General features: G+C 63.4%; 16 protein-coding genes. 15 read left to right on the top strand and 1 reads right to left on the bottom strand.

Features of this window, described 5'->3' with window-relative positions; translation table 11 throughout:
- Nucleotides 1-114 precede the first annotated feature (114 nt).
- From CAER_RS0125760 to CAER_RS0125830, 15 genes are all read left to right on the top strand, one after another.
- On the top strand, nt 115-408 hold the full coding sequence (locus CAER_RS0125760) for a DUF1330 domain-containing protein (RefSeq protein WP_027238069.1): 294 nt from the start codon (nt 115-117) through the stop codon (nt 406-408).
- A gap of 43 nt (nt 409-451) precedes the next feature.
- Nucleotides 452-913, top strand: coding sequence for a tellurite resistance TerB family protein (locus CAER_RS0125765; RefSeq protein WP_027238070.1), 462 nt, complete (start codon nt 452-454; stop codon nt 911-913).
- A complete protein-coding gene (locus CAER_RS0125770) occupies nt 913-1,353 on the top strand; it encodes a tellurite resistance TerB family protein (RefSeq protein ID WP_027238071.1) in 441 nt (146 codons plus the stop codon). The genes CAER_RS0125765 and CAER_RS0125770 overlap by 1 nt, the downstream gene beginning before the upstream one ends.
- The gene (locus tag CAER_RS0125775; protein WP_027238072.1) at nt 1,350-2,123 is read left to right on the top strand and encodes a phosphate/phosphite/phosphonate ABC transporter substrate-binding protein; all 774 of its coding nucleotides are present in this window, start codon (nt 1,350-1,352) and stop codon (nt 2,121-2,123) included. Before CAER_RS0125770 ends, CAER_RS0125775 begins: the two co-directional genes overlap by 4 nt.
- A 134-nt stretch (nt 2,124-2,257) precedes the next feature.
- Nucleotides 2,258-3,037, top strand: a complete 780-nt coding sequence (locus CAER_RS0125780) for an ABC transporter ATP-binding protein (RefSeq protein ID WP_027238073.1) — start codon at nt 2,258-2,260, stop codon at nt 3,035-3,037.
- Nucleotides 3,038-3,084: 47 nt separating this feature from the next.
- Entirely contained in the window at nt 3,085-3,792 is a 708-nt protein-coding gene (locus tag CAER_RS0125785; RefSeq protein ID WP_027238074.1) for a transporter substrate-binding domain-containing protein, read from the top strand.
- A gap of 110 nt (nt 3,793-3,902) precedes the next feature.
- Nucleotides 3,903-4,787 carry an ABC transporter permease gene (locus CAER_RS0125790; protein ID WP_027238075.1) on the top strand — a complete coding sequence of 295 codons (885 nt, stop codon included), beginning with the start codon at nt 3,903-3,905 and terminating at the stop codon, nt 4,785-4,787.
- Nucleotides 4,784-5,590 (top strand): ABC transporter permease, encoded by an 807-nt coding sequence (locus tag CAER_RS0125795; RefSeq protein ID WP_027238076.1) that lies wholly within the window; start codon nt 4,784-4,786, stop codon nt 5,588-5,590. Before CAER_RS0125790 ends, CAER_RS0125795 begins: the two co-directional genes overlap by 4 nt.
- Before the next feature lie 192 nt (nt 5,591-5,782).
- Entirely contained in the window at nt 5,783-7,117 is a 1,335-nt protein-coding gene (locus CAER_RS0125800) for a glutamine synthetase family protein (RefSeq protein WP_027238077.1), read from the top strand.
- Nucleotides 7,118-7,192: 75 nt separating this feature from the next.
- Nucleotides 7,193-7,873 (top strand): type 1 glutamine amidotransferase, encoded by a 681-nt coding sequence (locus CAER_RS0125805; protein ID WP_027238078.1) that lies wholly within the window; start codon nt 7,193-7,195, stop codon nt 7,871-7,873.
- Nucleotides 7,873-9,231: a glutamine synthetase family protein gene (locus tag CAER_RS0125810; RefSeq protein ID WP_027238079.1), complete on the top strand. Its 1,359-nt coding sequence runs from the start codon at nt 7,873-7,875 to the stop codon at nt 9,229-9,231. The genes CAER_RS0125805 and CAER_RS0125810 overlap by 1 nt, the downstream gene beginning before the upstream one ends.
- A gap of 105 nt (nt 9,232-9,336) precedes the next feature.
- Nucleotides 9,337-10,647 (top strand): NAD(P)/FAD-dependent oxidoreductase, encoded by a 1,311-nt coding sequence (locus CAER_RS0125815; protein ID WP_027238080.1) that lies wholly within the window; start codon nt 9,337-9,339, stop codon nt 10,645-10,647.
- A 146-nt stretch (nt 10,648-10,793) separates the two neighbouring features.
- Entirely contained in the window at nt 10,794-11,999 is a 1,206-nt protein-coding gene (locus CAER_RS0125820; protein WP_027238081.1) for a DegT/DnrJ/EryC1/StrS family aminotransferase, read from the top strand.
- Nucleotides 12,000-12,091: 92 nt separating this feature from the next.
- On the top strand, nt 12,092-12,613 hold the full coding sequence (locus CAER_RS0125825; RefSeq protein WP_036798025.1) for a hypothetical protein: 522 nt from the start codon (nt 12,092-12,094) through the stop codon (nt 12,611-12,613).
- Between the two features lie 53 nt (nt 12,614-12,666).
- Nucleotides 12,667-12,861, top strand: coding sequence for a hypothetical protein (locus CAER_RS0125830; RefSeq protein ID WP_027238083.1), 195 nt, complete (start codon nt 12,667-12,669; stop codon nt 12,859-12,861).
- 81 nt (nt 12,862-12,942) lie between these two features.
- On the opposite strand, the gene phaR is transcribed toward CAER_RS0125830, so the two are convergent.
- Nucleotides 12,943-13,500: a polyhydroxyalkanoate synthesis repressor PhaR gene (phaR, locus tag CAER_RS0125835; protein WP_027238084.1), complete on the bottom strand. Its 558-nt coding sequence runs from the start codon at nt 13,498-13,500 to the stop codon at nt 12,943-12,945.
- Nucleotides 13,501-13,687 lie beyond the last annotated feature (187 nt).

Consider the following 13,687-nt stretch of genomic DNA (forward strand, 5'->3'; position numbering starts at 1 on the left):
AAGCGAGCGCAATTTCCGGCGGAACGGGGAAATTCTTAACAACCGGCCCATTGTCTTTGCCGCGCTTTTGTTCCAGCCTGCATTTAACCATAAAAAGACGGGAGACTGCAGCCGATGCCCAAAGGATACTGGGTGGCCCATGTGGATGTGGCGGAGATGGAGCGCTACAAGGATTACGTCAGCGCCAACGGTCCCGTTTTTGCCGACTACGGCGCCAAATTCCTGGTGCGCGGCGGCCAGAAGGAAGTGCGCGAAGGGCAGATGAGATCGCGCACGGTGGTGATCGAATTCAAGGATTTCGCAACCGCAAAAGCCTGCTATGATTCAGTGGCCTACCAAGACGCCAAAGCCTTGCGTGATCCGGTGTCCGCCGGTGATATGGAAATCATCGAAGGCTACGGCGAATAATCCCGCGCCCAGCTGCGCAGCTGACTGAGGTCACCGAATGCCCCTGCTCAAGAAATTCTTCCAAGCTTTCCGCCCGTCCGAACCGCCGGCCCTGCCCGATCCGGACGCCGAACTGGCGCTGGGGGCGCTGCTGGTGCGGGTGGCGCAGTCCGACCGCGACTACCAGCTGGAGGAAATCAGCCTGATCGACCGGATTCTGGCCCGGCTTTACCAGCACAACGCGATTGAGGCCGCCAAGGTGCGCGCCACCTGCGAGAAACTGCACGCCGCCGCGCCGGAAACCGACACCTTCGGACGGCTGATCCGCGAAACCACCGGCCTTGAGGAACGCCTCGCTGCGCTGGACGCCCTGTGGGAAGTGGTTCTGGCCGACGGCAGCGCCCATGAGGGCGAGGTCACCATCGTCGAGGACGCCCGCAAGGCGATGGGGCTGTCCTACGCCGACAGCCAGAAAGCCCGCGAGCGCGCCGAGGAGAAACTCGGCAGCACCGCTGGAGAGCATTGATGTTCAGGGAGCTTCTGCACCGCCTGCTGGAGCCCGCACCTGCCACGCTGGATGACGAAGGCGCGCGGCTGGCACTGACCGCGCTGCTGGTGAGGATTGCCCGCTCTGACCACAATTACTCCGAAGTGGAGAAAGACCGCATCGACCGCATCCTGAAAGCCCGCTACGGGCTGGACACCGGCGGCGCGCTGATCCTGCGCGAACAGGCCGAGGCGATGGAGGCCGAGGCGCCCGACACCGTCCGCTTTACCCGCGCGATCAAGGACGCGGTGGTCTATGAGGACCGCACCGGCGTGATTGAGGCGCTGTGGCAGGTGGCCCTGGCCGACGGCCGCCGCGATGCGAACGAAGACGCGCTCCTGCGGCTGTCTGCCAGCCTGCTGGGCGTATCGGACGTGGACAGCGCCAAGGCGCGCAAACGGGCAGAGGCTGCTTTATGATTGCTCATCTCGGAATGTACGACCGCCCGGAAACCGCTGCGGCGAACGACCGGTTCTGGGCCTCGATCCGCGATCATCTTGGCGGCGGGCCGGACCGGCTGACCCGCGGCGCCGACTTCTGGGAGGTCTGGAAATCCCCTGATCTGCTGCTGTCGCAGACCTGCGGCTGCCCCTACCGCACCCGGCTTTACGGCGAGGTGGAGCTTGTTGGCACCCCGGACTATGGTCTGCCCGGCTGTCCGCCCGGTTATTACAACAGCGTTTTTGTCGCCCGCCAGGAGGACGCGGACCAGCCGCTTGCCAGCTTTGCCGGCCGCCGGTTTGCCTATAACGAAGCACTGTCACAATCGGGCTGGGCGGCGCCGATGGTGCATCTTCACGACCGCAATGTGCTGCCCGGCGCGCTGGTGGAAACCGGCGGCCACCGGCTGTCTGCCGAAGCTGTTGCCGAAGGCCGCGCCGACTTTGCCGCGCTGGACGCGCTGAGCTGGGAAATGGTCCGTGAATATGACGGTTTTGCCGCTGGGCTGACAGAGATCGAGCGCACCGAGCCAACGCCCGCCCTGCCCTATATCACCGCTCTGGGCAACGACACCAAGCCGCTGTTTTCCGCCATCGAATCCGCCATCCGCGGCCTGGACCCGGACACCCGCGAACGGCTGCATCTGAAAGGCCTGGTGCAGATCGCCCCCAGCGACTACCTGGCGGTGCCCACGCCGCCTGGCCCGGTGCTGACCAGCCAGCGCATCCGCACCGCGGAGCTGACGTAACGGCTCCGTCCGAAATGGAACCGCAACCGGCCATTTCGGCAGCTGCGGTGCCAGCTTATGCGGTTTGAACGTTGCATTCGGTCTTTTTTTCGGTCCAATAAGAACGAATTTCCACTCATAGGGACAACGACACCTTGACCGATACAACGCCCGTTCTGCAAATCCGCGGCCTGCACAAATCCTATGGTGAGCTGGAAGTGATCAAAGGCGTGGATATCACCGCCCACAAGGGGGATGTGGTTTCGCTGATCGGGTCTTCGGGGTCGGGCAAGTCCACCCTTCTGCGCTGCTGCAACCTGCTGGAAGACAGCCAGGAAGGCGAGATCCTGTTCAAGGGCGAACCCGTCACCTGGACCGGCCAGGGGCTGAACCGCCGCCCCTCCGACGCCAAGCAGATCCTGCGCATCCGCACCAATCTCAGCATGGTATTCCAGCAGTTCAACCTGTGGGCCCATATGACCATCCTGCAGAACGTGATGGAAGCGCCGGTCACCGTGCTGGGCCGCGACAAGTCTGAGGTGGAGGAGAAAGCCCGCTATTACCTGACCAAGGTCGGGATCGGCGACAAATGCGACGTCTACCCGGCCCAGCTGTCGGGCGGCCAGCAGCAGCGCGCCGCGATTGCCCGCGCGCTGTGCATGGAGCCCGAGGCGCTGCTGTTTGACGAGCCCACCTCCGCGCTGGACCCGGAGCTGGAACAGGAAGTGATCAGGGTGATCAAGGACCTGGCTGCCGAAGGCCGCACCATGATGATCGTGACCCATGACATGAAAATGGCTGCCGACGTCTCCAGCCACGTCGTCTTTCTGCACCAGGGCCTGATCGAAGAAGAAGGCACCCCCGACGAAGTCTTTGGCGGCACCCGCTCCGAGCGGCTGCGCGCCTTCCTGTCCTCGACGCGCCACGCGCATTGAGCAATAACAAACAAGTCCAACAACCAACCAAAAACGGGAGTATACTCATGAAATCACTGATCCTTGGCACCGCCGCCCTGGCGCTGTCCGCGGGCATGGGCCTGGCAGAGACGGTGCGCCTGGGCACCGAAGGCGCCTATGCGCCGTGGAACTTCGTCAACGACGCGGGCGAAATCGACGGTTTCGAGCGCGAACTGGGCGACGAGCTGTGCAAGCGTGCCGAGCTGACCTGCGAGTGGGTCAAGAACGACTGGGATTCGATCATTCCGAACCTGGTGTCCGGCAACTACGACACCATCATCGCCGGCATGTCGATCACCGACGAGCGTGACGAGGTCATTGACTTCACCCAGCCCTACACGCCGCCGGATCCGTCCGCCTATGTTGCCCAGTCGGCAGACATCGACCTGGAATCCGGCGTGATTGCCGCCCAGGCCACCACCATCCAGGCCGCCTTTGTGGCCGAGCAGGGCTGGACCCTGGTTGAGTTTGCCACCCCGGAAGAAACCGTCGCCGCCGTGCGCAACGGCGAAGCTGACGCGGTTCTGGCCGACAAGAGCTTCCTCGACACCGTGGTTGGTGACGATCTGGTGATGCTCGAAAAGACCGAAGCTCTGGGCGGCGGCGTCGGCATGGGCTTCCGCGAGTCGGACGCTGAGCTGCGCGGCAAGTTCGATGCGGCGATCCAGTCGATGAAAGATGACGGCTCGCTGAACGAACTGATCGCCAAGTGGGAAGTGTCCTCCCAGTGGTAATCTGATCCTGTTCCAGGATCTGCAGGCCCGCCGCTGCGGCGCGCGGGCCTCATTCATTCTCTTCCGGCAGGCATGCTGCCGGGCACGGCCGGAGAAAGACAGGCACCAACATGTTTTCCTATTGCACGGACCCGTCCACGCTTGAGGGGCTGAGCTGGCTCAGCTGCTACCTGACCACGGGCAAGCATTTGAACCTCTATATCTCGGTCGTCGTGGTTCTGGTCCTGCTGGCCATCACCGCCCCGGTTGCGCTGCTGTTCGGATTTGGCGCCGCCAGCGCTGCCCGCTCTAAGTTCCTGCCGCTGCGCTGGTTCGGCAAGGGTTATACCAGCATCGTGCGGGGCGTGCCGGATATTGCCTTCTTCCTGTTTTTCGTCATCGCACTGGACCAGGCGTTCGAATGGATGCGCCACAAGGTGAAATGCCCGGATTGGGACCAGCCGATCCGTCAGGGCATCGACTTTGTGGTGTGTGACGCGGCCAAGCTGCCGCTGTCGACCTCCCCGCAGTGGGTGCATGAAACCTACGGCTTCTTCCTGGCGGTTCTGACCTTCTCGATCGTGTTCGGGGCCTTTGCCGCCAATGTCCTTTACGGCGCGATGCGGGCCGTTCCGCACGCCCAGATCGAAACCGCCGAGGCCTATGGCATGACCACCCGCCAGGCGTTCTGGCGCATCCTGGTGCCGCAGATGTGGGTCTATGCGCTGCCCGGCCTTTCGAACCTGTGGATGGTGCTGATCAAGGCCACACCGCTGCTGTTCCTGCTGGGGGTCGAGGACATCGTTTACTGGGCGCGGGAGCTGGGCGGCACCAAGACCGCGCGCTTCACGGAATACCCGCATCCGAACTGGCACGTCTGGTACTTTGCCGCGCTGCTGGTGTTCTATCTCTGCTTCACCAAAGTGTCCGAAGTGGTTCTGGACCGGATCATGAAGCGGCTGACCAAAGGCCAGGCCACCGCCGGCGGCGAAGCTCAAAGAAAGGCAGCGGCATGAGTTGCGTTGAAACCATCCAGGCCTATGCCTTCCGCTCCCTGGGGTTTGGCGAACGGCTGCTGCCGCGCGGCGAGTATACCCTGTGCGAGCATTTCACCCTGATCGGCTCCGGCCTGATTTGGAACGTCTACTTCGGCGCGCTGGCGCTGATGACCGGCTTTTTCCTGGCAGTGGCGCTGGCGGTGGGCAAGTCCAGCCCCAACCCGCTGTGGCGCAAACCGGCGGAGTGGTTCATCTTTGTGTTCCGCGGCAGCCCGCTGTTCATTCAGTTCTTTTTTGCCTATGCCTGCTTCCTCAGCCTCAAGAGCGTTTCCAGCTTCTTCGACCCGTTCACCTCGGCCTGGCTGGGCGCGCTGATCGTGCTGTTCTGCAACACCGCCGCCTATTCGGGGGAGATCTTCTATGGCGCGCTGCTGTCGATCCCCAAGGGCGATATCGAGGCGGCGGATGCCTATGGCATGTCCGGCTGGACCCGGTTCCGCCGCATCACCTTCCCGACCATGCTGCGGCTGGCCTGGCCCGCCTACACCAACGAGGCGATCTTCTTGTTCCACGCCACCACGCTGGTGTTCTTCACCGGCTTTCCGGCCTGGCGGCAGCAGGGCGATGCGCTCTATTACGCCAGCTATTTCGCGGACAAGACCTTCAACCCCTTCGTTCCCTATCCGATCCTGGCGTTCTACTTCATCCTGCTGACCCTGGTGATCATCGCCATCTTCGGCGCCGTGAACAAACACCTGAACAAGCACCTGCCCCAGGAACGGCGCAAAAAATTTCGCTTGCGTCCTAATCTGATCCGGTAGTATCCATTATTTGATCAAATTCAAAGCCTGGGTGTCTGACCGCAGAATCGTGTGAGTTCATAGGCAAACTACAGGCTGCGCCGGATTATGATCAAAAATATGGACCAGGGGTGATAAGCTGCCCCGGCCCTGCTGCGCACCGTCCGGGGGCGCTGGCGGCCGGCGGTGCCCCCGAAACCGTCAGGTGATTGGATGAAGAACTGGCTCAGGAAAAACCCGCATGTGCGCACCATCCGCGTTGCGGCGGCGGACATCAACGGTCAGGCCCGGGGCAAGCGCGTCCCTGCCCGCTTTGCCGACAAGGCGGTCGAGGAAGGCACCCGCTTTCCGCTGTCGGTTCTCAACCTGGACATCTGGGGCGAGGATATTGATGACAGCCCGCTGGTGTTTGAAAGCGGCGATGCCGATGGCGTGCTGAAGCCGACTGAGCGCGGCTTTGTGCCGATGCCCTGGCTGGAATCGCACTCCGCGCTGCTGCCGATCTGGATGTACCGCGAAGACGGCCGCCCCTATGACGGCGACCCGCGCCATGCATTGCGCGCCGTGGTCGACCGCTACAAGGCGCTGGGGCTGACCCCGGTGGTCGCGGTCGAACTGGAGTTCTTTCTGATCGACGACAGTGGCAAGAACCTGCAGGTGCCGACCTCGCCGCGGTCCGGCAAGCGCCGCAAGGCGGCGGAGACCATGTCGATCCGGGCGCTGGACCAGTTCGACACCTTCTTCACCGACCTCTATGACGCCTGTGAGGATATGGACATCCCCGCCGACACCGCGATTTCCGAGGCGGGCCTGGGCCAATTCGAGATCAACCTGATGCACGGCCCCGACGCGCTGCGCGCCGCCGATGACGCCTGGCTGTTCAAGATGCTGGTCAAGGGCCTGGCCCGCCGCCACGGCTTTGCCGCCAGCTTCATGGCCAAACCGTACGAGGATTACGCCGGCAACGGCCTGCACACGCATTTTTCGGTGCTGGATCAGGACGGCAACAACATCTTTGACGACGGCGGCCCCAAGGGCACCGATGCGATGCGCCACGCTGTCGGCGGCTGCCTGAAGGCAATGGGCGATTCCACCCTGGTCTTTGCGCCGCATGGCAACAGCTATGACCGGATGGTGCCGGGCGCCCACGCCCCCACCGGCATCTGCTGGGCCTACGAAAACCGAACCGCCGCCATCCGCGTCCCCTCCGGCAGCCCCAAGGCGCGCCGGATCGAGCACCGCTTTGCCGGCGGCGACGTGAACCCCTATCTGATGCTGACCGCCATCCTTGGCGCCGCGCTCTATGGCATCGAAAATAAGATCGAGCCCTCGGAGCCGATCACCGGCAATGCCTATGCGCTGGACCTGCCGCAGGTGCCCAACACCTGGCAAAGCGCCATTGACGCGTTCGAGAACTCCGAGATCATCCCGCAGTTCTTCTCAGCCGAGATGATCCGCAACATGGTGCTGACCAAGCGCCAGGAGCTGCATTACATGGAAGAACTCACCCCGGAAGAGCGGGTGGAGATCTACCTGGATACGGTCTGACCTGACGGCCACTTGCCCGCCGTCCCGGCGGCGGGCTACCGTCCCGCGCAGCGAACTCCTTCTGACTGGTGACTTATGAAAATCGGCATCCTGCAAACCGGCCACTCCCCCGAAGACCTGTATGAACCGTTTGGCGATTACGACGGCATGTTCCGCGACATGCTGGACGGCAAGGGGTTCGCGTTTCAGACCTGGGCCGTGGTGGACGGCATCTTCCCGGACGGCCCGCAGGACGCCGACGGCTGGCTGATCACCGGCTCCAAGCATGGCGCCTACGAGGATCACGCCTGGATCCCGGCGCTGGAGGAACTGATCCGCGCCATTCATGCCAGCAAGCAGCCGCTGGCCGGCATCTGCTTTGGCCATCAGATCATCGCCCAGGCGCTTGGCGGCAAGGTCGCCAAGTTCGAGGGCGGCTGGGCTGTGGGCCGCGTCACCTACCAGACGCACGACGGCCCGCTGACCTTGAACGCCTGGCATCAGGATCAGGTGGTGGAACTGCCCGAGGGCGCGCAGGTGCTGGGCGGAAATGATTTCTGCCGGAACGGCATCCTGGCCTATGGCGACCACATCATCTCCTGGCAGCCGCACCCCGAATTCCCCAGCCCCTTTGTTGGCGGCCTGATTGAAAAGCGCGGCCGCGGCGTGGTCCCGGACGAACTGCTCGACAGGGCCGCCGCCGATCTGGACGCCCCCGTGGACAATCAAAACATCGCAACCATCCTCGCAGAGTTTTACAGGAAAGAGAGGACCTAATGTCAGCTTGGCTCGACGCCCTTCCCGAAGCAGCAAAAACCTATCTGGAGGGCCGTCGTCTCGACGAAGTTGAATGCGTTATCTCGGACCTTCCCGGTATCGCCCGTGGCAAGGCGGTACCGGCATCGAAATTTGCAAAGACCGATTATTTCCATCTGCCGGACAGCATCTTCTACCAGACCATCACCGGGGACTGGGCCGATGCCGCGGACGAGGACGGCTGGATCGAAAAGGACATGACCCTGAAGCCGGACATGTCCACGGCCACCGCCGCGCCCTGGACCGGCGACTGGACCCTGCAGGTGATCCATGACGCCTATGACCGGAACGACCAGCCGGTCCCCTTCAGCCCGCGAAACGTGCTGAAGCGCGTGGTGCAGCTCTACCGCGACAAAGGCTGGAAGCCGGTTGTGGCGCCGGAAATGGAATTCTTCCTGGTTGCCCGCAACATCGACCCGGCCAAAGAGATCGAGCCGATGATGGGCCGCTCCGGCCGCCCGGCGGCAGCGCGCCAGGCCTACTCGATGACCGCGGTGGACGAGTTCGGTCCCGTCATCGACGACATCTACGACTTTGCGGAGCATCAGGGGTTCGAGATTGACGGCATCACCCAGGAAGGCGGCGCCGGGCAGCTGGAAATCAACCTGCGCCACGGCGACCCGGTCAAGCTGGCGGATGAGGTGTTCTACTTCAAGCGGCTGATCCGCGAGGCGGCGCTGCGGCATGACTGCTTTGCCACTTTCATGGCCAAACCGATCGAAAATGAGCCGGGCTCTGCCATGCACATCCACCATTCGATCCTGGATGTGGAAACCGGCGAGAACATCTTCTCCGGCCCGCAAGGCGGCGAGACGGATGCGTTCTATCACTTCATCGCCGGGCTGCAGAACCACCTGCCCGCGGGCCTGGCGGTGATGGCGCCCTATGTGAACTCCTACCGCCGGTATGTGAAGGACCACGCCGCGCCGATCAATCTGGAATGGGCGCGCGACAACCGCACCACCGGCATCCGCATCCCGCTGTCGGGGCCAGAGGCGCGGCGGGTGGAGAACCGCATCGCCGGCATGGACTGCAACCCCTATCTGGGCATCGCCCTGTCGCTGGCCTGCGGCTACCTCGGCCTGATCAAGGAGGAGCGCCCGCGCAAGCAGTTCAAGGGCGACGCCTATGAGGGCGAAGGCGATATCCCGCAGGTCATGGGCCAGGCGCTGGACCTGTTCGACGAGGCCACCGAGCTGCACGAGGTTCTGGGACCGGAATTCGCCCGTGTGTATTCCATCGTGAAACGCACCGAGTATGAGGAATTCCTGCAGGTGATCTCACCCTGGGAGCGCGAGCATCTGCTGATGAACGTCTAGAAACTCCGGCGCTGCGCCCCGGTGCAGCGCCCGTGCAATTGAGTATTTACGGAAAGATGAAGCGCGGGCGCCCTGATGGCGGGCCTGCGTCTGATGAGGTGCGCGATGGGGATGAACCTGCTCTATTCCAATGACCGCAAGGGCGAGTATCCAAACAGCTGGTATGCGGCAACCGCCATTCCGATGGAGCGGTTTCCCGCCCTTGAAGGGGAGGTGAAGGCGGATGTCTGTATCGTCGGCGGCGGCTATACCGGCCTGTCGGCTGCGCTGCATCTGGCCGAGGCGGGGATGTCCGTTGTGCTGCTGGAAGCGCAGCGCGTCGGCTTTGGCGCCTCAGGCCGCAACGGCGGCCAGCTGGGCAGCGGCCAGCGGATGGATCAGGAGGGGCTGGAGGCGCTGATGGGCGGGCCGGAGGCGCAAAAGCTCTGGCAGCTGGGCGAGGACGCCAAGGACCTGGTCAAATCGCTGATCGCCCGCCACGGCCAGGACTGCCACCTGAAGCCGGGCGTCGCCTGGACCGCCTTCTCTGAAAAGGAAGCGTCGGAGCTGCACGACTATGGCCGCCACTTGCAGGACCGGTACGGCTACAGCAGCATTGAGCTGCTCGGCAAGGACGCCTGCTGGGCCATGTGCCCCTCGCCCGCCTATAAGGGCGGCATCCTGGATCATGGCGCAGCCCATCTGCATCCCTTGAATTATGTCTTCAGCCTGGCCCGCGCGGCCGCTGCCGCCGGGGCCCGGCTCCATGAGGGCAGCGAGGTTCTGGATATTGAGAAAGGCGTAAAGCTGCGCGTGCGCACCGCAAGCGGCAGCGTCACCGCCGATCACCTGATCCTGGCTTGCAACGGCTATCTTGGCGGACTGAACGGCCAGGTGGCTGCGCGGGTCATGCCGATCAACAATTTCGTCGTGGCGACTGAGCCGCTGGGCGAGGACGCCGCCCGGGTGCTGGCCCGCGACGTTGCCGTGGCGGACACCAAGTTCGTGGTCAACTACTTCCGCCTCAGCCATGACAAACGGCTGCTGTTCGGCGGCGGCGAAAGCTATGGCTACCGCTTCCCCTCCGATATCGCCGCCACCGTGCGCAAGCCGATGACGGAGATCTTCCCGCACCTGAAAGATGTGAAGATCGACTACGCCTGGGGCGGCACCCTGGGCATCACCATGAAGCGTATGCCCTACCTGGCGCGGCTGGCGCCCAATGTGCTGACCGCCTCCGGCTATTCCGGCCATGGGGTCGGCACTGCCACCCATGCGGGCCAGCTGATGGCTCAGGCCGTCCAGGGGCAGGCAGAGGGGTTTGACACCATGGCGCGCGTGCCTGCTCCGCGCTTCCCCGGCGGGCCGCGGATGCGCTCGCCGCTGCTGGTGCTGGCGATGACCTGGTTTGCCCTGCGCGACCGGCTGGGGGTCTGACCCCCAGACCTTGGGCCGGTTTCCGCGCAACTTCGCAACAGTTCTGTGAATTTTTGCCGGGCGCGGCAGATTTCGCCGCGTCCCCTCTTGGCACCGGTCAAAGTTAGTTTTACGTTTCCTGAAGAAACAATTCAGGATTTTGAAATATGGCCCTGCCGCCCAACGTTCATGACGCTGAACCCATTCCCGCAGCCGCCCGCGAGGCCATCGACACCCTGATGCAATCCGGCGATCTCTTCCGCTACACCGCGCCCCAGGACGCGCCGGTCACGCTGCTGGAACAGGAATATGCAGAACTGCTGGGCAGCAAATACGCGCTTGCGGTCTCCTCCTGCTCCGCAGCCTTGTTCCTGTCGCTGAAGGCGCTTGGCCTTCCCCGCGATGCGCGCGTGCTAATCCCCGCCTTCACCTTTGCCGCCGTGCCGTCCTCGGTCGTGCATGCCGACTGCGTGCCGGTGCTGTGTGAAGTGGGCGAGAATTACCGCATCGACCTGGGCGATTTCGAGTCCAAGCTGGACGGCGTGCAGGCGGTGATCATCAGCCACATGCGCGGCCATACCTCCGACATGGATGCGATCATGGCGCTGTGCGACGCCCGCGGCATCCCGGTGGTCGAGGACGCGGCCCATTCGCTGGGCACCACTTGGAACGGGCGGAACATCGGCACCATCGGCAAGGTCGGCTGCTTCTCCTTCCAGTCCTACAAGATGGTCAACGCAGGCGAAGGCGGCATCCTGATCACTGACGACGCCGACCTGATTGCCCGCGCTGTGATCATGTCAGGCGCCTATGAGCACAACTGGAAAAAGCACAAGGGCCCGCACGGCGAAAACACCCCGGATCTGGCGCAAGCTTTTTCAAAGTGGCAGAACCAGCTGCCGCTTTATAATCTGCGGATGAGCAACCTGTCCGCCGCCGTGATCCGCCCGCAGCTGCCGGAGCTGGCGCGCCGGGTGCGGGATGGCCTCGCCAACTACGATTACGTGGCGGAGCGGCTGAACGCCTCCCGCTTCTTTGACGTGCCCCAGCCGCTGGGCCCGGAACACCGCGCACCGGATTCGATCCAGTTCAACCTGGTGGGCCTGAGCGGAGACCAGACCCGCACCTTTGCCGCCACCGCAGAGGCCAAGGGCGTCAAGGTGCAGGTCTTTGGCCTGTCCACCGACAACGCCCGCGCCTTCTGGAACTGGCAGTTCCTGCGCGACCTGCCCGAGCTGCCGCAGACCCGCGCCATGCTGATGAAGGCTTGCGACGTGCGCCTGCCGGTGCGCCTGACCCGCGCTGAACTGGACGTGATCGCGGACATCCTGCTGGGGGCGGTCGAAGAAACCATGGGCAAGGCCGCCGCCTGAGACTCAGCCAGGACCTGACAATTGAAGCCCCGGCCCTGCGCCGGGGTTATTCATGATTGCAATCCAGGCTTGTGCCCTTCACCTTGCCACCCATGAAAGCCCCGTCCGAATTCAAGCGGCGCCCGGCCACCGCGCTGGTTGCCATGGCCAACTCTCTGAGCATGGGGGATTCCCTCCCCAAGGGCGACCTGACCCGGATCATCAGCGCGGTTATCTCAGACCGGGCTGAACGGGCCGCCCTGCTTGCCGCTATCCGCGCATCGAATGACCCGGACTGCGGTCTTGCCGTGGCCGACCTGCTGACCGCCTTTGCCACCGAAGCGGCAGAGACAGAAGCCCAAGCCCGCGATGCAGATCAGGTCATCGGCCAATGGGCGCAGCGGCTGGCAGCCGGCGCGCTGCTGGCGAGCTTTGGTGCGGCGATTGCCGGCACGGTGACTGGCGGGCTGGCCTTCGGCCTCACCCTTCTGTCGTTCTCGGGCTTTGTCTTTGCCACCGCCTCCAGAATCGGCGGACGGGTGAACATGCGCCGCCACGCACAGGCACGCGACAGCGCCGACTCCCTGGCCCGCCACGTTTTGGAAGCTGGCAAAATCGGGCCGGACGGGAAGTGATATGGAATTTTCAGCATTCCTCCCCTATATTGACAGTGCAACCGGAGAAACACATGTTTGAAGCCATGGGACTTGAGACTGTCATCGTCAGCACGATCATCGGCGCCTGCGCCCTGTCTTTTGGCGCCAGCGCCTATCTGTTCCTGCGCGCGCGCCCCGCTCCTGAGGCAAAGGATCTCGATCAGATCGTAAAGAACGCCCCGTATCACCGGCTGCACAACGTGCTGAAGGTCGAAGCCGGCTCCTGATCCGCCCCGCCAGACCGCGCAAGAAATAAGCCCCCGCCAAACTGGACCGGGGGCTTTGCTGTCAGTGCGAACCGCTCAGGCTCACTTCATCTTGGACAGCTTTTCCTGCAGCTCCGCCAGCTGCTTTTTGATGTCATCCAGATCCTCGCCGCCGCCGTCGGATTTCTCCTCATCGCGCGCGCCGCCGGTCCAGCCCGCCGTGCCAAAGCCGCTGGTCATCGCCTTCAGGAACGCCTCCTGCTGCGCTTTCACCGCCTCGAACCCTGGTATCTTCGCCATCGGGTTCATCGCGTTCATGTTCTCCATCATCTTCGACTGGCTTTCGCGCAGCATGTCGAATGAGGTCTGCAGGAATTGCGGCATCACCCCGCCGCCGGGCACCATGTAGCTGCGCACCAGATCGTTGAGCACATTCACCGGCAGCACGTTTTCCCCGCGGCTTTCATGCTCCGCGATGATCTGCAGCAGGTATTGGCGGGTCAGGTCATCGCCAGTTTTCAGATCGACGATCTGCACCTCGCGGCCATCCCGGATAAACCCCGCGATATCCTCCAGCGTGACGTAATCGCTGGTCTCGGTATTATACAGCCTGCGGCTGGCATACCGTTTGATCAGCAAGGGTTTGTCCTGTTCTGCCATGTGCTCCCTCCCCGGTCATGACGCATCGCAGCAAAGCCTATGCCACTGCAGAACAAAAGGGAAGCCTCAGCGCAGTTTCCGCAACATTTGTTCCCGCAAGGGCCGCCGGCAGCCTGCCGTATCAACCCTTGACCTGAACCTGGCTTGAGCTTTTACAGATCTGTCCTGCAGCACAAACCGCAGCAGG

The sequence above is a fragment of the Leisingera caerulea DSM 24564 genome (genome assembly GCF_000473325.1).
In the GTDB taxonomy this organism is placed as follows: domain Bacteria; phylum Pseudomonadota; class Alphaproteobacteria; order Rhodobacterales; family Rhodobacteraceae; genus Leisingera; species Leisingera caerulea.